Below are 23,119 nucleotides of genomic sequence, written 5' to 3' on the forward strand. Positions count from 1 at the left end.
AAAAAAATAGATGAAATTGTCATTTCATCGATTAACTGTGTTAAATGTGATGGCTCTTTAAGGTTATTAGAGTTATTTTTACGATATTTATGCCGTTTAAATACGTTAAAATCTGTTGTGTAAATTTTTAAGAAAATAAAATCTTACTTTTTATGCGACTTTAATATTGTAATTAACAAAAATATTTCTTTTTGATTCCCCCAAATTGAAAAGTGATACTAGAAAAACCAACCATGAAAAAACCTACTTATGTAAAGGCAGCATTTAGTGTTTTGTTACTTTTTATGAGTACCCAAATGTTTGCGCAACTTCCTGTTCCTTTTTCTCCAAGATTACCTGGGGGTAGTATTAAAGTAAAAGGAGATATTACTTTAATTGGAAATGGTATTGTAACTGCAAAAGATTTGCCGCTCCCATACAACGGAACCGATATCAATAATAACAATGAAGGTGTTTATGTTAACGTTGCTAGCGGTGGAGATCCTTCAATTTTTAGTTCTAGTAGTGCAAATTTAGAAACAAATAATTCATGTAAAAGAATAATTTATGCGGGCTTGTACTGGGCTTCGGTATATCCTCTTGAAATTGCAAATAATAGAGCTGTACAATTTGAAGGGACACCAAGACTTGAAGATTGGAATCAAATAAAATTTAAATTGCCTACTGGTGGATTTATAGACCTGGAAGCAGATACTAATGCCGACCCTATTGGAGAAGAAGATGATATTATTTTTGATGGTTATAAGTATAATGGTCCTGATATAACCGATTCTTTTAAAGATTCACCCATAATATGTTATAAGAATGTAACAGGTTTGTTACAAGGATTGGCAGAAGCTGATGGTGAATATACTGTGGCAAATCTTAGAGCTACAAGAGGGATTCGAAAAGGCGGGTGTTCCGCAGGTTGGACACTTGTTGTAATATATGAAAGCCCTTTATTACCAAGTAAGTTTATTTCAGTTTTTGATGGCTATGCAGGTGTACAAAATACAATACAACTAGACATTCCAGTTTCAGGATTTCAAACATTGCCGGCACCATTACCGGTAAATGCAAATATTGGTGTTTCTGCCTTAGAAGGCGATATCGGTATTAGAGGGGATTCATTTCAATTTAAGGCAAGTACATTACCAACTTATACTATTTTAAGTGATGCCATAAACGAACCTAATAATTTTTTCAATTCCACAATTACTAAAGATGGCGTGCATCAAATTAATAGAAACCCCGCCAGTTTAAATACACTTGGATTAGATATTAACAATGTTAAAATACCGAATCCGCTTAATTCGGTGTTGCCTAATAGTGCCACAGCGGGAGATTTAAAACTAACAACAAATGGAGATGGTTATGGCGTATTCTTAACCTCATTTTCCGTTGAAATTATTGAGCCTAAAATAACACTTACCAAAGTAGTTGAGGATGTATTAGGAAACGATATTGGTAACCAATTGGTTGATCTTGGTGATGAATTAAATTATATTATTGGTTTTCAGAATACCGGAAATGATGATGCAACAAACCTAATTATTAGAGATGTACTTCCTATAAATATTGTTTTTAATTATCCCGCAGATATGGGAGTATTACCGCCTGGTGTAACCGTACAAAGCTATAATGCAGCAACCAGGGAAATTGTTTTTAGTGTTGATGATTCTGTTGTTGAGGAAAATGACCCTTTACAGGAAATTCGCTTTAAAGTTACAGTTGTTTCATCATGTAGTTTATTAACTGATGCGTGTTCTAATATTATTAGTAATCAAGCTTTTGTAACCTATAACGGTACTATAAATTCAACATTTGTAATTTCAGATGACCCAAGTTTTAGTTCCAATACAGGCTGTTTGTTAACACCTGCAGCAACAAATTTTTTAGCAGATTTAAACTGTACTTTTGAAGAGGAAGTAGTGCTTTGTGGCGCAAGTGCAACATTAAACGCAGCCAATGGATACGATTCTTATTCTTGGTCAACCAGTCCGTCAGGAACTCCTGTAATAGGCGCAACCCAATCTATCACGGTAACAACTACTGGTAGATATTATGTTAGAAATACAGCAATAGCACCATGTCAATCTATTAATCAAGAATTTGAAGTGATTACTTTTGGAGCTAATGTCACAAATCCAGTAATACCCTTTGCTGATGAAGTTGTAAGCTGTCCTAATGATGGTAAATTATTACCAAATTTTTATCTATGTGGTGCCAATGATTCAAGATTTATTCAAACTGGAATAACAGATACAACAACAATGATTTGGGAACGCTTGGACGAAGCCAGCTGCGATGCCGTCTTAAATCAAGATTGTGCGAATGAAGATGCTACCTGTACATGGAATGAAGTACAAACTGGGCCAGATTATATGATTGATACAGTTGGTCAATACCGATTGACCTTAAATTATCAAGGTGGTTGTTTTAATCAGTTTTATTTTAATGTCTATACCAATTTATTAATACCAACGGTTACCTCAAAAGATATTTATTGTACCACACCAGGTGAAATAGTGGTTGGTGGAGTACCAAGTGGTTATGAGTATAGTATTGATGGCGTAAACTATCAACCTAGTAATATATTTTCTATAACTACGGCAGATATTTATAGTGTTTACATCAGGCAAATAGGAGTGACTCCAAACCCTTGTATTTTCTCTGTACCAGACGTTCAGATAAGAGCGACGGATTTTACGGTGTCAACAATTATAACCCAACCGCTTTGTAATGGTGGATTAGGTAGTGTATATGTTTCGGCCAATGATGCGCGCCCACAATATTTCTTTTCAATATATGACGGTGCAACTTTGGTAAATAGCGTTGGCCCGATTACAGAAGACAATTATGTGTTTGAAAACTTAGACGAAGGGACTTATACCATAAATGTTTCAACTGAAGATGGTTGTGCATATACGGGAGATATCGATATAATAGACCCACCTTTATTAGAAGTGACAGCGGCACTTACAACACCATTAACATGTACCGATGGGGAAATTACAGTATATCCAGTTGGAGGCACACCACCATATTATTACTTTGTAAATAGTACTACGGTTTTTCAAACGACACCAGAAATTAGTGTAACTACTTCGGGAGTTTATAACATTACTGTGGTAGATTCAAATAATTGTTCAGCAGATACATCACTAACCGTAAATGCAATTGCTGCACCAGATTTTACTGTGGCTCAAACGGATATTTTATGTTCAGATGCAGCAAATAGTGGCACCATAAATATTAATGTTTCAAACCCTAACGGAAATACGTTACGTTATAGTATTGATAATGGAACAACTTATGTTAACTCACCAAATTTCACAGGATTGGCAGCAGGAGATTATGAGGTTATTGTTGAATATTCAGTAGGGGCAGATATATGTACAAGCGCACCACAAACCATAACAATAACTGCACTTACAGCTATAAACGGAACAGTTACTTTAACTACTCCATATACATGTGCGACCAATGGAGTAATTACAGTATCTGGAGTAACGGGACAACCACCATTTGGATATAGTATAGATGGAGTTAACTTTCAATCAGGAAATACATTTACTGGTTTAGCAGAAGGTACTTACACAGTAACAGTAAGAGATGCTAACGTGTGTACTTTTGTTGCTGCACCAATTACAATTGATGCTTTAGATCCCCCAACGGATTTAGATTTTAACAGTACGCCAATAAGTTGTCCGTCAAACACCTCTGATGTTACCTTGACTGCAACAGGTGGTTTAAGTCCATTGGAATATCAAATTATTGCACCTTTAGGAGCAGCGACAGCCTATCAAACATCTAATATATTTCCAGGATTAGCTCCAGGAACTTACACATTCCAAGTACGTGATGCCAATGACTGTACTTATGCTGAAACCTACACTATTAACCCATTACCACCTTTAACGCTAAGTACAATTATTACGAAAGATTTAGATTGTACCGCTTCACCTGATGGAACTATTACGGGAACTATTTCTGGAGGTACCGCACCCTTTACTTACGCTGTATCCATAAATAGTGGCGCATATACTACTATCGGGTCAACAGGAACAACATTTACTTATAATGTACCTACTGATGGCACTTACCAATTCCAAATCACGGATGCAAATAACTGTACTGCAGCATCTGGAGTTCAAACTATAAGTGCGATTTCATTACCGGAGATCACATCAGTAAGTCAAACTCAAAACAATTTATGTAACGGCGATACCAATGCGGCGATAGACATTACAATAAATAATACTGTGGGAACGCCTCCTTTTGTTATCAATGTGAATAATGACACATTGGGAACTGATTTCGGAACACAAACATCAGGTTTGCCAGCAGGTAATTATACGATTACTTTAACCGATGCAAATTTATGTACAGATACTGCACCTATTACAATTGCAAATCCAGACCCGATTGCATTCGATTTATCAAAAGTAGATATCACATGTAATAATCCGGGAGGTTCAAGTTTAGGGGCTATTACGGTTGAAAATGTTTCGGGAGGAACTGCACCATTTACGTATTTCATTTCAAACAATTTTGGAGATGTTATTCCAGGAAGCCCTTATTCGGCGACTTCAAATGAAAATCATACATTTAATATTATCAACTTCGGAACTTATACAATTAATGTCGTTGATGCCAATGGATGTAGTCTTTCAGATCAAATTATAATCGCCTCGCCACCATCAGATTTATTGATTAATGTGAATACGACGGTTCCAGATTGTACTTCTGGAGGCACGGCAATAGTTCAGGCTGTATCGGCTGTTGGTAGTGGAAATTACGAATTTGGTATTCTTGAGTTCAATACATCTCCTTATACATCTACGTTTTTGCCGTCAGATATTGGATTCCCAGATAGAAGAACGTTTACAAATTTAACGCCAGGAGTTATCTATACTTTTGTTGTTCATGATCTCTCAACAGATTGTTATTTTGTGAAATCTGCTGATGCTGCCATAGATCCAGCTTCAACGTTGACCTCCACAGTTTTACCTAACAATGTAATCTGTCAAGGCGGAGATAATGGTAGTGTTACATTTACTATTGATAATTTTGATAGCACCACTACTTCTGTTGACTATGAGATATACAGAGCATTTACAAACGTTTTAATAAGTGGACCAACCAATTTGCCAGTTACTTTCGGAACAACAGAAACAGTAACTACGCCAACCCCAGGTACATTAGCTCCTGGACAGTATTATATTGTTTTTACTGAAAATGGAACAGGATTATTTCATGGCTGTGAATCTGCATCCGTGGTTTTTGAAATAGTGGAATCCGCTATCGATTTAAGTATCACTGCAACCGTTGATAGAAATGCAAATTGTAATGTAAATTCAGGATTGATTAGCGTTATTGCTAGAGATGGAACACCGCCATATTCGTATCAAATTACAACATCGGCAACTGCTCCATTAGCAACAGATCCATCTTGGGCTGCAACAAATACATTTAATGAAGATGCCAATACCTATTATGTACATGTTAGAGATGCTTATAATTGTATCAAAACAACACCAGCAATAGTACTACCACTTGATCCAGAGCCTATAATTTCAGCTACCGTAAATAACCAATGTACAGTAACAGAAGGTAATTTTGAAATAGATGTCGCTTTAACAACTACTGGAATTCCACCTTATAGTTATAGTATTGATGGTGGCGCATTTCAAACTAGAACTGCCCCGTTTTCAATTTCAAATCTAACATCAGGAACGCATACTGTAGCAATACAAGATGCTAACGGTTGTGGAAATACAGTAACTTTAAATATCGCGCCACCTGTAGCTATAACACCATCTGTTACAGCTTTACCAACATGTAATAATGATGATGGAGAAATAACAATAACGGGTACAGGAGGCACAGGGGTTTACACCTATTCCATAAGCCCAAATCCAGCAAGTATAAGTTTAAGTGGCACTATTTTTTCTGGAGTACCTTCGGGAACATATACCATTACAATAACAGATGCAAATACATGTTCAACAGATGTTGAAGTGGTTTTACCAGAAGCAATTGCTCCAATTGTTACAACCACACCAACAGCAATAACTTGTTTTGGGGATAATACAGGTGCTTTCGAAATTAATGTAAGTGGCTATTCAGGGCCTTATACTTATGAAGTTTTTGATAGCACATCAGCTTCAGTAACTGGAGTTGTTTCCGCAAATACATCTACAAATCCAGAAGTAGTTTCAGGAATGGCATCTGGTACATATTCGGTAGTCATTACAGAAACCGCAAGTCCGTTTTGTACAACGACTTCAACTGTTATTATTCCTTCGCCATTAGACCCATTAACCGTTGTGGCAACCGAAACTTCAAATGTAACTTGTGATAACGATAAAGGTACAATTACCGCAATAGCTAGTGGCGGTTGGGGTACTTATGAATATGAATTAACAGGAACAGCATCCGTGGCGTATTCATCAAACGGCACTTTTACAGATTTAGTAGCGGGTACTTATACGGTAAATGTTAGAGATATAGCTGGATGTATTGCATCAGATGGCGTAACCTTAACAATTCCAAATCCTATCGATGCTACAATTTCTGCAAGTACAACATTACTGTCTTGTTTTGGAGACGATACTGCTTCAATAACCGTGACGAATACTATAGGCGGACAAGGTTCAAATTATACATATACATTAAATCAGGTGTTTCCAACTATAACATCTTCAGGACCTCAAACTTCTACTGTTTTTGATAATTTGGGAGCAGGAACTTATAATGTAACTATTTCAGACGGCTATAATTGTGAATTTAATTCCGCAGACATCATTATTAACGAACCAACCGAAGTTGACGCTAGTTTAGTAAAAGCAACATCACAAACTTGTTTGACGGAATCTACATTAACATTGAGTGCTACGGGAGGCAATGGGCCATACAGCTATAGTGCAGATAGTAATTTTTCAACAGTAATTGGCTCATTTGTCACATCAGTAACGTTTCCGGTTTCTGCTGGGGATTATCAATATTATGTGAGAGATGCTAATGGATGTGTTACCTCTATTTCCAATCAAATTACCATTGATGTGTTGCCAACGTTAACTATAGATGTTGATGCTACAAATGCTACAATTAATTGTGCAGGGGATAACAATGGCGTAATTATAGCAACAGCGCAAGGCGGATTGGGAAGTTATGTGTACACACTTCAAGATACTTCTGGAAACGCAATTCTGGCAACTCAAGATAGCCCCGGTGTTTTTACCGAACTTCTTGTGGGAGATTATCGGGTAAGAGTAGATAGCGGCGATTGTTTATCAACATCAGCAACTATTCCAATTACAGAACCGTCGCTTCAGTTACAAGTTACTTTTGATACCACTGATGTAACATGTACAGGAGAAAATAATGGTGCAATTGAGATTATTGCTACAGGGGGAACAGGTGTTATTAAATATGCTATTTCTCCACAATTAAATCAGTTTTTTGAAACACCAATATTTGAAGATTTAGCACCTGGAACTTATCAGGCGGTCGTTCAAGATGAATTAGGATGTTTCGAAATTATAGATTTTACTATCAATGAACCTGCGCCAGTATTCTTGACTGTTGTGCCAAGTTCTACTATCCCAGAATTGTGTGGAGGAGATTCTAACGGTGCTTTTAGCGTTGAAATTTCTGGAGGAAGTTTACCATATAGTGTGAGTTTAGATAACTATGATGGCCCTTACACCACAGGAAACGTAACCCAAACAAGATTTGATTTTACGGCACTAGCAGGAGGGAACCATGTAGTTTACATCACAGATGCAGAAGGTTGCGAAGCGGAATTTGAAATTGATTTTCCAGATTCAATACTTATCAGCCCCGCACTAGTTATTGATTATACATGTATAAACAATACGTCCACCAACACGGTTACGGTTAATGTAGATACAACTACAATAAACCCTTCAGATTTAGAATATGCACTTAACGGTGGTACGTATCAACAAAGTAATGTGTTCACAAATATTTATGCAGGATTAGATCATTTTGTAAATGTTAGACACACCAACGGATGTATTAAAAGAAGCGAGTTCTTTGATATTGAGGATTACGAACCTTTGGCCTTAGTTCTGGAAGAAGGTGGTTTAAACGAAATTGTTGCAGTAACCACAGGAGGTACTGGAAACTACGAATACACTTTAAATGGCGAATCTTACGGAAGTGAAAACACCTTTATCATTTATGAAACAGGAACTTACACCGTAACTGTTACAGATAGTAACGGATGTTTTGTGTCTGCTGCAATGCCTTTTGAATTTATAGATGTATGTATCCCGAATTATTTCACCCCTAATGGAGATGGGGATTTAGAAGAATGGGGGCCGGGTTGTGCAACGCAGTATCAAGATTTAACCTTTGATATTTTCGATAGATACGGAAGGAAAATCGCAACTTTAAAAGTGAATGATACATGGGATGGTAAATATAAAGGCAAAGAATTGCCATCAGGAGATTACTGGTATGTTGTTAAACTAAATGATAGCAGAAACGATAAGGAATTTGTTGGACATTTCACTTTATATAGATAATGATGAAAATGATGATGCCGAGCAAATTAAAACAAATTAAAATGCGACATATAATTATATATGGTTTTCTTTTGATGGTAGCAAAAAGCTATGGTCAAGAATTGCACTTACCTGTATTTACGCAATATTTAGCAGATAATAATTTTGTGGTATCGCCAACTTATGCAGGAATAGGCGATAATTTAAAAATTAGAGGAAATGCGCTTACACAATGGGTAGGTATAAAGGATGCTCCAGATAATCAATCAGTTTATGGAGATGTTCGTATAGCAGATCGAACAGGTGTGGGCTTGTCTTTGTATAATGACAAGAATGGATATACGCTTCAAACTGGTTTAAAAGTTTCATTTGCACATCATTTAATCCTCGATTATTATTCAAAACAGTACTTGTCATTTGGGATTTCATACAATCTTAATAACTTCAGATTTGATATTAATAAGATTAATAATGAAAATATGGGAAACCCTGCAGGTTTACCAGCGCTGACAGATGATAAACGGAGGTCTAATAATAATTTTGATGTTGGCATATTATACCGATTTGGAGGGTTCTTTTTTAGTGCTAATGTGAACAATTTATTGGACAAAAAATTAGATAAAGCCATTAAAGATTTAGAACCCAATCTATTATTAAACTATCAAATTTACTCAGGCTACACATTCAAAGGTCCAAAGAAAAGTGGTTTAGAATATGAGCCTTCCGTCTTTTATCAAATGTTTAGTAGTGATAAACGCTCAGCTACCGATTTAAATTTCAAATTCAGAAAATATAACAGATACGGCGATTATTTTTGGGGAGGCCTTTCATACCGTTTTTTAAACGATCAGTTATTAAAACCTCTAAATATAGGGCCAATGGTCGGTTTTCAAAAAAACATTTTCTATTTTGGATATGCGTATCAAATCACAACCAACGACTTATCGGCTTACAATTCAGGAACACATGTGGTGACCATAGGGTTGAATTTTCTTCAGGGCATTAGCAATTGTCCTTGTACTCAAGATCCTGTGCACCACTAATATTAATAGAAGTTTGTGTAGGAATTTAAATTTAAAATTATTTTGGTGATTTTTAAACCATGTTTTATATCTTGCAACAGATTAAGATTATTTGTACAACCATCATAATTTAAGCTCATTACCATATGAAAAATCTACTATATTTAACTTTCTTATTACCAGTACTTTGTTTTTCCCAAGTTGGTATGGGTACCACTAATCCAGATGCGGCATTAGATGTTAGGTCATCTAACCAAGCGACTCCTGCAAATACAGATGGAGTTTTAATTCCAAAAATGGATGAATTTCCAGCAATAAATCCCACAGTAGCTCAAGATGGTATGCTGGTTTACATTACTGGTTTAGGCGTAAACCCTACATCTCCTACTAAAGGATTTTATTATTGGGATAATTCTTCGACATGGATACCAGTTGCTCAGCGCATTAATGACCTCTTGGATGGAAAATCTGATTTTGATGGAACGAATGATGGTTCTTCAATATATTTAGGAATAGATGCCGGTCTTGTTGATGACGGTAGTGATAATCGAAATATTGGTATTGGATATCAATCTTTAATTTTAAATACTGATGGTTCTAATAATACTGTTTTAGGTTATAGATCGTTAGTAGGAAATGTTTCAGGCACTAATAATACAGCAATTGGAACTGCCGCGCTTCAAAACAACACCAGTAATAATAATACGGCAATTGGAAATGCATCATTATTGGAAAACCTTGGAGGGTTCGGTAATGTAGGTGTTGGGCACATTGCACTACGGGATAACACTTGGGGGTGGAGAAATGTTGCAATTGGCGAGTTTTGTTTAACTCTAAATACTATTGGAAATAGCAATATAGCCATTGGTTTTAAAAGTTTATCTAATAATCTGGACGGTGATGATAGCATTGCAATTGGTTACGAATCTGGTGAATCATTAGGCGATGAAATTGTAGGTGCGGCGATAGATGAATTCAGAAACATTTATATAGGTACTAGAGCTGGAAACGCTGATGTTGATGCATCAAGAAATGTTTATATTGGTTATGAAGCTGGTAGAGGTACATACGATCCGATAACCAATACAGGAACTGCAGAGAATAAAAGTGGCAATGTTTTTATTGGTTATCAAGCAGGACTACAGGAAAGTGGAAGCGATAAATTATACATTGAAAATTCAAATGGAACAGTACCATTGATTTATGGTGATTTTGCCAATAATAGAGTTGGTATTTCCAAAGTAGCTACCACATACGCCTTAGAGGTTACAGGTACGACCGAGGCTACACAATATAAGCTTTCGGCTTTAAATACGGCACCTGCAAGTGCAGGAGCAGCAGGTGTTGCTGGGGAAATTCGAGTTACTGCAACACATATTTATGTTTGTACAGCGGCTAATACATGGGTTAGGGCTGCCCTGGCCACTTGGTAAAAGAATATTAAATTTTCACTCTAATTTTTAAAAAAGGTATTAGTAACTGTCCTTGTACACAAGATTCTGTACACCGCTAATATTAAAGGAGGTTAAGAGGAGCTCTCGCTTTATAAAAAATGCCGCTAACCTGCCGGCAAGGCAGGTACACTAATTTTTTTATTATAAATTAATACAAAAAATCTATAGATTTTTATTTGTGATAATTATTTGTACATCTTATTTTAGTTTTATTTGTGTATTCGTGGCAAAAAAAATTTCAAATAAAAGTATGGGTTTTCCTAAAAGGAAGTCAGTATGAAAGTTTAAATCCAATTCTTTTTCTTAAATTGAAAACAGATAAATTTAAATTTAAAAGAATGGCTTCTAAGAAAACAATACTCAAGAAAATTCAAATAGTACTTACAAAGCATTTTGAATCTCCAGAGGATGCTTTTAATTTCTTCGATAAAGACGGAGATAAAAAATTATCAAAAGACGAAATCGTTAGTTTGTTGAAAGAAGCCGAGATAAATGGTTTTATTAGAGGTTTAGTAGGTTCCAAACTTATTGAAGGTTATGATAAAGATGGAGATGAGCAAGTTGATTGGAAAGAATTTAAAAATGCCGTTGCCGAAATGGCAAAGGATATTGAATAGTTTTTTTAGTGAAATTTTATCAAAAACAAATACAATTAAAACCATATCCCAGAGGATTTCATTTAATTACTGATGAAGTCCTTAAGTCTATGTCTGAACTAAAAGAAATAAGTACTGGTCAATTTCAAGTATTCATTAAACATACATCTGCAAGTTTAACCATTAATGAAAACGCAGACCATACTGTAAGATCAGATTTTGAAAGTCATTTCAATACAATGATTCCCGAAAACGCACCTTATTTTCAACATACCTATGAAGGTTCTGACGACATGCCTGCACACATTAAATCCTCTTTGTTAGGCGCTTCGGTACAAGTTCCAATTACCAATGGAAAATTGAATCTTGGCATATGGCAAGGTATTTATTTATGTGAACATCGAAATCATGGCGGCTCAAGAAAACTAGTTGTTACTGCTTTTGGAATATAAAATAGGAGTTGGTTTATATAGATTATAGTTAGTGTCCACTTAAATCAATAGCGAATCTTTGTAAAAACTTGATAAAAAACACCCTGCATCCATTTTGATGTCGTGTCGATTTCAATTGAACATTACAAAAAAATTCAATATGTATATTTTATAACGTGCTTTTTTTAGCGCGATGGGAAATCTTATGTCCTGTGACGAGGTGGTCTTTTGTCTTTTTAGTGGATACTGGCGATCAGTTGTTTAAATTTCCAAGGATCAGGGAAAAGTATAGAAGAAAAATAAGCGCTTCCTGTTTCGTCTAAAATTTTTACTTAAGAATTCAATACTCAAATATGCGCTTAAAAACCTTCTACTTTATAGTGTATAGGACGTATCGAAAAATCATGTATTTGATTTTGAAAAGGTAAACGCCTAAAAATTTGTTGTACTGTTTTTGAAATATTATATCTATAGAAGAACCGCTTAAGACTTTTTTTCATCTACTATTTAAAGCTAAAACCCTTTAAATAGTAGATAAAATTAAAAACCACCCTTGGTTGGCTAGTTATACCCTCATAGTTATTTGCCTGTATTTGTAATTTTGAACACAAATAATTGTTAAACAAATTGTTATGAATAATACGCTACGCTTTACCGTACTTTGTTTCCTATTGTTTCAAATACATTTAGAAGCACAAAACCCAAGTGCCTTATATCAAAATTGGGTAGATGCACAAGTAAACAGTACTGAGCCTATATTGCCAACCTTTAGCTATGCTGGTTATCATAATGGAGAGGTAGGTTTACCGGCTTCATTTTCACAACCAGAATTTGATGTTACAGATGCAGCCTATGGTGCTATAGCCAACGATGGTATTTCAGATAAAGCGGCTATAAAATTGGCAATTGCGGCTGCTGAAGAAAACCCAGGTGGTGGGATTGTTAAATTTCCTCCGGGAAAGTTTATTGTAAACGATGCTAGTGTTGATAATTTAAACGAAAGCATCATAATTTCAAAAAGCAATATAGTCATAAAAGGTAGTGGTTCAGGAGTGGGAGGGACAGAACTCGTTGAGAAATATGATCTGTCCTCCCTAAAAGTATTGGGTTCTGTGGGCGAACCTATAAATGAAGAAGCGTGGCATTGGTACAACGATAATGTTGGTAAAAAGAACAGCCCCATTGTAGATACATGGTGGCAAACCGAAACTGGAGGCATCATGATAAGTCCAATTCCATTTGTAACGCCAACAAAACCAACCTATGCAACCTTGCCATTTATAGGGATTCAACCTGCATTAATGGATGAGAATGGGGATGAGCTAAAAGGCAACCAAGTAGATGGTCGCTTGTGCATAAAATTCCCATGGCCAAGTATGGCGCGAACCATTTGGAGAAACCATGAACGCTATAAGGACACCTATTTTTCAGCTTATAAAAATAAATATTTCACAGGTGACGGCGCATTACGTGATGAAGTTGGGTATTACAGAATTACAGGTAGGGTAGATGATGTGATCATAGTTTCGGGACATAATCTAGGAACTGCACCTATTGAAGATGCCATTAATGAGCATCCAGCAGTAGCAGAATCTGCTATCGTAGGCTTTCCGCATGATGTGAAAGGTAGTGCATTATATGGCTATGTCACTTTAAAAGATACTGGCGAAAGCAGAGACCAGAATAATCTCCGAAAAGAAATCAATCAGATTATTACAGAACATATAGGCCCTATCGCTAAGTTGGATAAAATTCAATTTACAAGTGGTCTGCCTAAAACACGTTCAGGTAAAATCATGAGACGTATCCTTAGAAAAATAGCAAGCAAAGATATTTCAAATCTTGGAGACACATCAACATTACTTAATCCTGAAGTGGTGCAAGATATTATAGATAATAGTTTGTAACCCATTGTACATTTTGAATTTGAATAGGGTTAATGTGTCAGTTCTAGTGATTTTGAGGAACGAAAAATTGTATCGAGAACCAATTAAAAAGCTAAAAAATACTTAATTTTGTTACTATGAAAATCTATAAGCTAATCACGGTAACTGAAAGTGTTTTAAATGCATTTAAAAAGTTAATCCCACAACTTTCCTCAAGCTGCGATTTACCCACAAAAGATGATTTGGAGGCTATTGTTAATTCTAATAACACCCTACTTTTTATAGCAGAAGAACATAACGACATACTTGGTACATTATCGTTAGTCTTTAATAAAATACCAACAGGCGATAAGGTTTGGATAGAAGATGTGGTGGTTGATAAAGCTGCAAGAGGTAAAGGCGTTGGTAAAAAACTGATTCAATTTGCGATAGAATACACTACAAGTAAAAATATTAAAAAAATAAATTTAACATCCAGTCCAGATAGGATAGCTGCCAATAAATTGTATCAAAAGTTAGGTTTTATAAAAAGGGAAACTAATGTCTATAGATTGACGATTGAGTAGTTTTCGGTCGTCTAAATTAAAATCTTATGGCAATTTTATATGCTTATAGATAATTGACGTTTGTTTAATCCTAGAACAGGAGAACAATTTCAACCAAAGAAATCTACAAAAATAGACGGAGGTTCAAACATCGTTTTAAATAATCCAAAATCAGAGACTTCATTAGATTGGGTTGTGTCTTTAAAACTGCAATAACTATTCCTTGTAAAATTACTTTCAGTATAGTGCAATACAGTAATTCTAACTAATATGAATACTTTGAACATCAAATAATAGAGCATGTTTTTTAAGATTAAACTGAGGAGGCTCTTTCATTTTAAAGCTAGAATTTTTAGCAAATATGGTTATAACTAATTTAATAATGAGCCGATAAAACCTGATAAGGCACATTAATTATATCCTTTTTAGAAGAGTAAAATAAAGAAAATTAAATTCACTAACCCGTTGTGCATTTTGGTCCTTTTTATTAAACAAATGTCAGTTCGAGTGAAATTCTGAAAGAATTTTGTATCGAGAACAGCTTTTCTAAAACGAAAATTTTTATTCTCGATACAAATTTTGCTCATTTCAATCGCAACACTCACTCGAACTGACAAAATTTTCTCAAAATGCACTACGGGTTCACTAATATATTTTTACTATATTTACATACCAGAACAGAACAGAATGGATTTATGGTCATAGATTTTAAGATAAAAACGAATAGCGAAGTGCCAAAATACCAACAATTGGTCAATGCTATAAATGACGAACTTGCTAACAATAATTTGTCTAGTGGTGATGCCTTACCCTCTGTAAATCAAATGTGCGGCAAGCTTCAATTGTCCAGGGATACTGTTTTTAAAGCCTATTCTATTTTAAAAGAGCAGGCCGTTATAGAGTCTGTGCCAAACAAAGGCTATTATATTGCGAATAAAACCCGTAAAGTGCTACTTGTTCTGGATACTTTCAAGGCTTATAAAGAAGTATTGTATCATTCATTTGTAAACAATCTTCCGGATAATATAATTACCGATGTGCAATTTCATCATTACAATATTGAAAATTTCAAAACTATTTTAAACAATAGTAAAGGGAAGTATTTTAAGTATGTCGTCATGAGTTTTGATAATAGAGAAGTCAGTCATGTACTTGCCGATATTCCAGATAGTAAGTTGCTTTTAATCGATTGGAACATCAACTCCAAAGCCGATAATAATTTTGTTTTCCAAGACTTTGGAAAAGCATTTTATAAGTGTTTAAAAGAAGCAACACCAGCTTTCAGTAAATACGAAAAACTCATTTTCTTATATCCATCATTTACAAATCATACTTCTGAAACGATATCCTATTTTAAAAAGTACTGTGAGGAAGAAACTATTGATTTTGAAATTATAACAGATCCGGGCGATTTCAATATTAAAAAATATGAAGCTTATATAAGTGTAAGCGACAGGATGTTGGGAAATTTTTTGGAGCAATGTCGCACTAAAAATCTTGAGCCAGGAACCGATGTTGGCTTTTTGTCCTATAACGAAACCCCAATGAAACAGTTTATATACAAAGGGATTTCAGTCATTTCGACAGATTTTAAGCAAATGGGCGCCCAAGCGGCAGAATTCATCACTAACGATAATCAAATTCAATCTTACATACCAACACAATTAATATTAAGAGACTCACTATAATGAATTATTACTTAGGAATAGACTTGGGAAGTTCTTCCATAAAAGCGGCACTTGTAGAAATAGAATCAGGAAAAAGCTTGGGGGTTGTTCAAGAACCAAAGGAAGAAATGGGGATGTTCGCCCAGAAAAACGGATGGGCGGAACAAAAGCCAAACGATTGGTGGTTGCACATTTGTAATGCGATAACGGCTTTAAAAAAACAACATCATATTTCCAGAACCCAAATAAAAGGGATTGGTATTTCCTACCAAATGCACGGATTGGTTTTGGTTGATAAAGCTGGAAAACCATTACGAAAAAGTATCATTTGGTGCGATAGTAGAGCCGTCGAAATCGGTAATGCAGCTTTTAACGACATCGGAAACGACACATGCGCTTCACAACTTTTAAATTCCCCGGCAAATTTTACCGCTTCAAAACTAAAATGGGTAAAAGACAATGAGCCAGATATTTATAAACAGATTCATAAGTTCATGCTGCCCGGTGATTATATCGCCTATAAATTTTCAAATCGAATAAATACCACCATTTCAGGATTATCAGAAGGTATTTTTTGGGATTTTAAAAATGATAGTGTAGCCGATTTTCTTTTGGAACATTATGGCATAGATACATCATTGGTTCCGGACATCGTCGAAACTTTTGGTGTGCAATCCAAAGTAGATGAAAATGGCGAAGCAGAAAGCGGAATCGCAGCAGGAACGCCCATTTATTACAGGGCAGGAGACCAGCCAAATAACGCCCTGTCATTAAACGTATTCAATCCCGGGGAAGTCGCTGCAACAGGAGGCACCTCAGGTGTGGTGTATGCGGTTACAGACAGTTTATCGGCCAAGGAAAGTTCTAGGGTTAACAATTTTGCACACGTAAATTACCAAAAGGGAGCAGACCCAAGAATAGGTAAATTATTATGTATAAACGGCGCGGGAATTCAGTACCGCTGGTTGTTGAATAACCTAGATGTTAGCTCCTATGAAGACATGAACACGTTGGCATCAGACATTCCTGTAGGTTCAGATGGTGTGTGTTTAATCCCGTTCGGAAATGGCGCAGAACGTATGCTGAACAATAAAGAAATTGGCACGCGCATCGTCAATATCAATTTAAACAACCATCACAAAGGACACTTATGTCGCGCAGCTCTGGAAGGCATCGCATTTTCATTCGTTTACGGTATGGAAATCATGACATCCGATGGTATCAAACCAAGCGTAATTCGTGCAGGAAACGATAATCTGTTCCGCTCGGAAATTTTCGCAAATACCGTAGCAACGTTGATTCAGCAAGAAATAGAAATCTATAATACTACGGGCGCCATAGGTGCAGCAAGAGCATCAAACCTCCACAAAGGCGATTTTGAAGCCTTCGGAAAAACCATTATGGATAATGACCATGTGATGACCTTCATGCCTTTTAAGGACAAGCAACTTTATTTAGAAGCATACAACAATTGGAAAAAAGAACTGGAACTCATATTAAATAAATAATAGTTGGGCGCCTGCCACGCCTTTTGGCGTGGTTATCCAAAAACTAACAAAGAAACAAACATATAATCAACAATCAATTATGGCAACAAAAGAATATTTTAAAGGCATTGACAAAATAAAATTTGAAGGCAAGGAATCAGACAATCCATTGGCATTCAAGTACTACAACCCGGACCAGGTGGTAGCGGGAAAAACCATGCGCGACCATTTTAAGTTCTCCGTAGCTTACTGGCACACCTTCTGCGGACAAGGTTCAGACCCCTTCGGGCCAGGTACCCAAAACTTCCCATGGGACCAGTCTTCTGACCCAATCCAGGCAGCAAAAGACAAAGCAGATGCCGCTTTCGAATTCATTTCAAAAATGGGCTTTGACTATTTCTGTTTCCACGATTTCGATTTAATCCAAGAGGGCGCAACTTTTGCAGAATCAGAACAAAGATTGGCGACCATTACCGATTACATAAAAGGCAAACAAGTAGAAAACGGGGCTAAATTATTATGGGGAACAGCTAACTGTTTTTCAAACCCACGCTATATGAACGGGGCTTCAACAAACCCGGATTTTGATGTGGTTGCCAGGGCCGGCGGACAGATTAAATTGGCCATAGACGCCACCATAAAATTAGGCGGCGAAAACTACGTGTTCTGGGGCGGTCGTGAAGGTTATATGTCGTTATTGAATACCGATATGGGACGCGAGCTGGATCATATGGGACAGTTTTTAGCCATGTGCAGGGACTATGCAAGGGCACAAGGATTTAAGGGCAATTTCTTCGTAGAGCCAAAACCAATGGAGCCATCAAAACACCAGTACGATTTTGATACGGCAACAGCTATCGGGTTCTTAAAGGAATATGGATTGGATAAGGATTTCAAAATAAATATCGAGGTAAACCATGCAACATTAGCGCAACACACCTTTCAACACGAAATTGAAACTGCTGCAAAAGCAGGTATGTTGGGAAGTCTGGATGCCAATAGGGGCGATTACCAAAACGGATGGGATACCGACCAGTTTCCAAACAACATTCAGGAAACCACCGAGGCGATGTTGGTATTCCTAAAAGCGGGAGGCCTGCAAGGTGGCGGTGTTAATTTTGATGCCAAGATCAGAAGAAACTCAACAGATATGGATGATGTGTTCCACGCACATATTGGTGGTGCCGATACCTTTGCAAGAGCATTGTTGATTGCAGATAAGATCATCACATCCTCACCTTATGATAGACTGAGAAAAGAACGCTATAGCTCTTTCGATTCAGGAAAGGGAAAAGATTTTGAAAACGGAAAATTGGGCTTGCAAGACTTATACAAGTTGGCTCAAGAAAACGGCGAGTTAAAACTACAAAGCGGCAAACAAGAGCTGTTTGAGAATATTATCAATCAGTACATATAAAACCCAAGACCCTTCAGGTTTTTAAAACCTGAAGTGTCTCAATACACATAAAATAGCAACTAACTAAAACCAAATTATGGCAACATCAAAAAAATCAGGATATTTAATTAAACTCACCTTGGTAGCCACTTTAGGAGGCTTGCTATTTGGGTACGACACAGGCGTAATCTCAGGAACAGTAGGTTCCCTTGATAGTTTTTTTGTAATGCCAAAAGGCTTATCAGAAACTGCCGCGAGTGCTTTTAAAGGATTTCTGGTCTCTAGTACTTAATTTGATGTATCATTGGTGGTGCTTTTGGTGGACTGATCAGTAAATCATTAGGTAGAAAAAAAGGCTTGGTACTTGCTGCATCTTTATTTTTAGTTTCGGCCTAAGGTTCTGCCATGCCAGAAATGTTTATCGCGCCTGTAGGTGAGTTGGACCATACATTTTCTACAATTTTTATTTTTTACAGAATTCTTGGTGGTATTGGTGTTGGGCTGGCATCTTATTATCGGTATCATATTGTCTGTTTTTCAGCAATTTGTCGGCATTAATGTCGTGCTCTACTATGCGCTGGAAATTTTTAAATCCATAGATCCAAATACAGATGGTGCTTTGTTATTAACGATTATCGTGGGAGTCGTAAACTTTCTGTTTACCATTATTACTGTGAGAACCGTAGATAAATTTGGTAGAAAACCATTAATGATGATTGGAGCATTAGGCATGTGTGTCGCAATGCTTTCATCAGGGTTTGTGTTTTTCTCTGGAGCTACAGGGTATTTAGCTTTAGCCTGTATGATGCTATATGTAGCGAGTTTTGCGATAAGTTGGGGGCCCGTTACTTGGGTGTTGTTATCGGAAATATTTCCTAACAAAATTAGAGGGCGTGCCATGGCTATTGCTGTTGCGGCACAATGGATTTCTAATTATTTAGTGTCCTTAACCTTCCTGATGATGGACGATAATTCATATTTAATGGCACAATTCAATCACGGTTTTGCGTATTGGGTTTACGGCATCATGTCATTATTGGCGATGTAAGCGCAGAAGTGAATTCAACAGATTTTGACGGCATGGTTAAGGAAGGCGAGGCTTTAGCAGCTTTAAACCCTTAAATAGTTGTAAAATTACCAATGATTGCAGACGGTGTAAAGGCCTGCAAATATTTTTCAGATAAAGGTATAAAAACCAATGTTACTTTGGTGTTCTCCCCTGGGCAAGCTTTATTAGCTGCCAAAGCTGGGGCTACATGCATGTCGCTATTTTTAGGACGATTGGATGATATTTCTACAGATGGATTGCACCTCATGGCGGAAATTAGACAGATTTATGATAACTACGGTTTTGAAACACAAATTTTATCTACTTCGGTTAGAAACACGATGCATGTTATTAACTGTGCAAAGATAGGAAGTGATGTGGTGATAGGGCCTTTATCTTCTATTATGGGATTGTTAAAGCACCCTTTGACGGATAGGTTTGGCTAAATTCTTAGAAGATTATAAAAAGGGAAATTAGGAAGTAATTTTAATATCATTTTGTGCTTATTTCGTAGATGGGTGTAAAAAAGCAAAATGTTTTAGCAAAATAAAAACCCAAGAATTAATTCCTTGGGTTTTTTATTTGTAAACTATGTAGCGAGAGGGGGGCACGATCCCCCGACCTCCGGGTTATGAATCCGACGCTCTAACCAACTGAGCTACCTCGCCATTTTGAGGTTGCAAATATAATAACAAAATTAACGCGTGCAAACATAACTTAACTAAAATATTATCATAAATAGTTGTAAATCTTATCAATTAATGTATATATTGAGCAACACAAATCTTTGATACATTTATGGACGATAAAGTTAAATTTGAAATAGAGTTTCCTATTCATGCTTCTCCACAGTTATTATACCAATATATATCTACACCTTCTGGTTTGTCAGAATGGTTTTCAGATAATGTAAATTCTCGTGGAGAGTTATTTACCTTTATTTGGGATGATAGTGAAGAGGAAGCGAAACTGTTAAATAAGAAAAACGGAGAGCGTGTAAAATTTAGATGGGTAGCTGATGAAGAAGAGGGTTTGGCTTGTTATTTTGAAATTAGAATTCAGGTTGATGAGATCACAAAAGATGTATCGTTAATGGTTACCGATTTTGCAGAAGATGATGAAATTGAAGAAGCCAAAATGCTTTGGACAAATCAAGTTTCAGATTTAAAACAAGTACTGGGTTCCTCTTAAGAAAAAGTAATTTAGCATTATATTTGTCCCGAATTTACTTCGGGACTTTTTTTATGACAAATTTTAACGGATATATTTTAGAAGATACTACTCAAATTTCTATTAATAACAGAGGTTATGCCTATGGTGATGCACTTTTTGAAACTATAAAAGTAGCCAATGGGAAACTATTGTTTTGGGAAGACCATTATTTTAGGTTGATGGCATCGATGCGAATTATGCGCATGGAAATCCCAATGAACTTCACAATGGAATATCTTGAAGCACAAATTAAAAAGACCTTAGAGGCCAATAATCTTCTAGAAGGCAATGCCAGAGCAAAGTTAATAGTACATAGAAACGAAGGCGGTTTGTATTTACCGCAACAAAACTCTGTAGGGTTTAATATTAGTGTTAAACCTTTATATAATGCTATTTTTGAATTGAACGAAGCCAACTACGAAGTCGATTTATTTAAAGACTACTACGTTGCCCCAACATTATTATCTACTTTAAAAACGAACAATAAAGCGATAAATGTTATAGGGAGTATTTTTGCAAAAGAAAATGAACTAGATAATTGTTTGTTATTAAATACCAACAAGCATGTCGTTGAAGCACTAAATGGTAATTTATTCTTGGTGAAAGGAAATACAATAAAAACCCCACCATTATTAGATGGCTGTTTAAAAGGCGTTATGAGAACGCAACTCATAAATATAATTGATAAAAAGACAGATTATATTTTAGAGGAAGTATCCATATCTCCATTTGAATTACAAAAAGCAGATGAATTATTTATAAGCAATGTAATTGTTGGGATACAGCCAATCTCGAAATACAGAAAAAAGGAATTTGAAACTAAAGTAGCCAAAGCACTTTTGCAGCAACTTAATATTTAGGTAAGAGTAGCTTAATTATAATTCGGGTTTTCTGGAGCGTTAGACCAAATACTATATTCGCCACCTAATTCCAGCATTTTTTCTTTCCAAAAAGATTCGTAATCTTTCTCGATAATATTTTTTGCATAAATATTTTCTGAAACCAACCAAGAATTTGCGTTAAGTTCATTTTGTAATTGGTGCATGTCCCAACCGGAATACCCTAAAAAGAAACGAATATCATTTTCGTCAATGGTATTTGCTGTAATAAGTTCTGCAACTTTATTAAAATCGCCACCCCAATAAATACCTAATGAAATTTCGATACTATTAGGAATAAGCTGGGGTACTTTGTGAATAAAGTAGAGGTTGTCTTGTTCTACAGGCCCACCGTTATAGACTTTAAATGAGGCTTCTACCTCAGGAATTAAATCGCTAATGGTATAATCTAAAGGTTTGTTCAAAATAAAACCTATAGAGCCTTCTTCAGAATGATCTGCCAATAAAACAATGGAACGATTAAAAGAAACATCTCCAATTATGGCAGGTTCCGCTATTAACAAATCGCCTTTCTTTGGTTCTATACTCGTCATGTGCATTATTTGAATTAGTAACTAAATCTAAGATTATTTTATTAAAAATCCAACTTTTAATAATGACATAAAAAAAATGCCCTCCAAACTGGAAGGCATTTTCTCTTTTTTTTCTGTAACTAAAATTAGTTTACAGCACTTGATAAATCAGATCCAGCTTTAAACTTAACAACGTTTTTAGCTTTGATTTTAATAGTTTCACCAGTTTGAGGGTTTCTTCCGTCTCTTGCAGATCTTTTAGAAACTGACCAAGAACCAAAACCAACTAAAGAAACTCTGTTTCCTTTTTGTAAAGCTCCTTCTATTTCTATAAGAGCACATTCTAAAGCCTTTTTAGCAGCTGCTTTAGTGATTCCTGCGTGTTCTGCCATTGCATCGATTAAATCTGTTTTGTTCATAATGTAAATTTTAAATATTAATAAATCGG

The 23,119-nt window shown here is 35.9% G+C and carries 16 protein-coding genes, 1 tRNA gene and 1 pseudogene; 15 read left to right on the forward strand and 3 right to left on the reverse strand.

Annotated elements, in window-relative coordinates:
- Positions 1–233 precede the first annotated feature (233 nt).
- The 13 genes and pseudogenes from ABXQ82_RS10110 to ABXQ82_RS10170 form a co-directional block, all read left to right on the forward strand.
- The gene (locus ABXQ82_RS10110; protein ID WP_367058687.1) at positions 234–8,537 is read left to right on the forward strand and encodes a T9SS type B sorting domain-containing protein; all 8,304 of its coding nucleotides are present in this window, start codon (positions 234–236) and stop codon (positions 8,535–8,537) included.
- Positions 8,538–8,578: 41 nt separating this feature from the next.
- Positions 8,579–9,559 (forward strand): type IX secretion system membrane protein PorP/SprF, encoded by a 981-nt coding sequence (locus tag ABXQ82_RS10115; protein ID WP_367058689.1) that lies wholly within the window; start codon positions 8,579–8,581, stop codon positions 9,557–9,559.
- A 125-nt stretch (positions 9,560–9,684) separates the two neighbouring features.
- The gene (locus ABXQ82_RS10120; protein ID WP_367058692.1) at positions 9,685–10,971 is read left to right on the forward strand and encodes a hypothetical protein; all 1,287 of its coding nucleotides are present in this window, start codon (positions 9,685–9,687) and stop codon (positions 10,969–10,971) included.
- 359 nt (positions 10,972–11,330) lie between these two features.
- Entirely contained in the window at positions 11,331–11,609 is a 279-nt protein-coding gene (locus ABXQ82_RS10125) for an EF-hand domain-containing protein (RefSeq protein ID WP_367058695.1), read from the forward strand.
- 8 nt (positions 11,610–11,617) lie between these two features.
- Positions 11,618–12,040, forward strand: coding sequence for a secondary thiamine-phosphate synthase enzyme YjbQ (locus ABXQ82_RS10130; protein WP_367058697.1), 423 nt, complete (start codon positions 11,618–11,620; stop codon positions 12,038–12,040).
- Positions 12,041–12,651: 611 nt separating this feature from the next.
- Positions 12,652–13,926: an AMP-binding protein gene (locus ABXQ82_RS10135; protein WP_367058700.1), complete on the forward strand. Its 1,275-nt coding sequence runs from the start codon at positions 12,652–12,654 to the stop codon at positions 13,924–13,926.
- Between the two features lie 116 nt (positions 13,927–14,042).
- Complete coding sequence (locus ABXQ82_RS10140) at positions 14,043–14,471, forward strand: GNAT family N-acetyltransferase (protein ID WP_367058702.1); 429 nt, start codon at positions 14,043–14,045, stop codon at positions 14,469–14,471.
- A gap of 608 nt (positions 14,472–15,079) precedes the next feature.
- On the forward strand, positions 15,080–16,138 hold the full coding sequence (locus tag ABXQ82_RS10145) for a GntR family transcriptional regulator (RefSeq protein ID WP_367058705.1): 1,059 nt from the start codon (positions 15,080–15,082) through the stop codon (positions 16,136–16,138).
- A complete protein-coding gene (locus tag ABXQ82_RS10150; protein WP_367058707.1) occupies positions 16,138–17,625 on the forward strand; it encodes an FGGY family carbohydrate kinase in 1,488 nt (495 codons plus the stop codon). The genes ABXQ82_RS10145 and ABXQ82_RS10150 overlap by 1 nt, the downstream gene beginning before the upstream one ends.
- Positions 17,626–17,704: 79 nt before the next feature.
- Positions 17,705–19,021: a xylose isomerase gene (gene xylA / locus ABXQ82_RS10155; protein ID WP_367058710.1), complete on the forward strand. Its 1,317-nt coding sequence runs from the start codon at positions 17,705–17,707 to the stop codon at positions 19,019–19,021.
- Positions 19,022–19,097: 76 nt separating this feature from the next.
- The gene (locus ABXQ82_RS10160) at positions 19,098–19,292 is read left to right on the forward strand and encodes an MFS transporter (RefSeq protein WP_367058712.1); all 195 of its coding nucleotides are present in this window, start codon (positions 19,098–19,100) and stop codon (positions 19,290–19,292) included.
- Positions 19,293–19,562: 270 nt separating this feature from the next.
- Positions 19,563–20,048 carry an MFS transporter gene (locus tag ABXQ82_RS10165; protein ID WP_367059091.1) on the forward strand — a complete coding sequence of 162 codons (486 nt, stop codon included), beginning with the start codon at positions 19,563–19,565 and terminating at the stop codon, positions 20,046–20,048.
- Positions 20,030–20,525, forward strand: a pseudogene (locus tag ABXQ82_RS10170) (transaldolase family protein); the annotation flags it as partial. The gene ABXQ82_RS10165 and the pseudogene ABXQ82_RS10170, both read left to right, overlap by 19 nt.
- Positions 20,526–20,642: 117 nt before the next feature.
- On the opposite strand, the gene ABXQ82_RS10175 reads toward ABXQ82_RS10170, so the two are convergent.
- Positions 20,643–20,716, reverse strand: a tRNA-Met gene (locus ABXQ82_RS10175).
- Positions 20,717–20,846: 130 nt separating this feature from the next.
- Here ABXQ82_RS10175 and ABXQ82_RS10180 point away from each other — a divergent pair.
- Positions 20,847–21,239, forward strand: a complete 393-nt coding sequence (locus tag ABXQ82_RS10180) for an START-like domain-containing protein (protein WP_367058715.1) — start codon at positions 20,847–20,849, stop codon at positions 21,237–21,239.
- 53 nt (positions 21,240–21,292) lie between these two features.
- Entirely contained in the window at positions 21,293–22,120 is an 828-nt protein-coding gene (locus tag ABXQ82_RS10185; RefSeq protein WP_367058717.1) for an aminotransferase class IV, read from the forward strand.
- Between the two features lie 11 nt (positions 22,121–22,131).
- On the opposite strand, the gene ABXQ82_RS10190 is transcribed toward ABXQ82_RS10185, so the two are convergent.
- Entirely contained in the window at positions 22,132–22,692 is a 561-nt protein-coding gene (locus ABXQ82_RS10190; protein WP_367058720.1) for a YqgE/AlgH family protein, read from the reverse strand.
- A gap of 125 nt (positions 22,693–22,817) precedes the next feature.
- Positions 22,818–23,090: an HU family DNA-binding protein gene (locus ABXQ82_RS10195; RefSeq protein ID WP_367058723.1), complete on the reverse strand. Its 273-nt coding sequence runs from the start codon at positions 23,088–23,090 to the stop codon at positions 22,818–22,820.
- Between the last annotated feature and the right edge of the window lie 29 nt (positions 23,091–23,119).

The organism is Algibacter sp. 2305UL17-15 (genome assembly GCF_040720935.1).
In the GTDB taxonomy this organism is placed as follows: Bacteria; Bacteroidota; Bacteroidia; order Flavobacteriales; family Flavobacteriaceae; genus Jejuia.

What these genes read in the sequence shown, in the direction of transcription:
- ABXQ82_RS10110 (WP_367058687.1), top strand. Translation starts at nt 234, where the DNA reads ATGAAAAAACCTACTTATGTAAAGGCAGCATTTAGTGTTTTGTTACTT.
- ABXQ82_RS10115 (WP_367058689.1), top strand. Translation starts at nt 8,579, where the DNA reads ATGCGACATATAATTATATATGGTTTTCTTTTGATGGTAGCAAAAAGC.
- ABXQ82_RS10120 (WP_367058692.1), top strand. Translation starts at nt 9,685, where the DNA reads ATGAAAAATCTACTATATTTAACTTTCTTATTACCAGTACTTTGTTTT.
- ABXQ82_RS10125 (WP_367058695.1), top strand. Translation starts at nt 11,331, where the DNA reads ATGGCTTCTAAGAAAACAATACTCAAGAAAATTCAAATAGTACTTACA.
- ABXQ82_RS10135 (WP_367058700.1), top strand. Translation starts at nt 12,652, where the DNA reads ATGAATAATACGCTACGCTTTACCGTACTTTGTTTCCTATTGTTTCAA.
- ABXQ82_RS10140 (WP_367058702.1), top strand. Translation starts at nt 14,043, where the DNA reads ATGAAAATCTATAAGCTAATCACGGTAACTGAAAGTGTTTTAAATGCA.
- ABXQ82_RS10145 (WP_367058705.1), top strand. Translation starts at nt 15,080, where the DNA reads ATGCACTACGGGTTCACTAATATATTTTTACTATATTTACATACCAGA.
- ABXQ82_RS10150 (WP_367058707.1), top strand. Translation starts at nt 16,138, where the DNA reads ATGAATTATTACTTAGGAATAGACTTGGGAAGTTCTTCCATAAAAGCG.
- xylA (WP_367058710.1), top strand. Translation starts at nt 17,705, where the DNA reads ATGGCAACAAAAGAATATTTTAAAGGCATTGACAAAATAAAATTTGAA.
- ABXQ82_RS10160 (WP_367058712.1), top strand. Translation starts at nt 19,098, where the DNA reads ATGGCAACATCAAAAAAATCAGGATATTTAATTAAACTCACCTTGGTA.
- ABXQ82_RS10180 (WP_367058715.1), top strand. Translation starts at nt 20,847, where the DNA reads ATGGACGATAAAGTTAAATTTGAAATAGAGTTTCCTATTCATGCTTCT.
- ABXQ82_RS10185 (WP_367058717.1), top strand. Translation starts at nt 21,293, where the DNA reads ATGACAAATTTTAACGGATATATTTTAGAAGATACTACTCAAATTTCT.
- ABXQ82_RS10190 (WP_367058720.1), bottom strand. Translation starts at nt 22,692, where the DNA reads ATGACGAGTATAGAACCAAAGAAAGGCGATTTGTTAATAGCGGAACCT.
- ABXQ82_RS10195 (WP_367058723.1), bottom strand. Translation starts at nt 23,090, where the DNA reads ATGAACAAAACAGATTTAATCGATGCAATGGCAGAACACGCAGGAATC.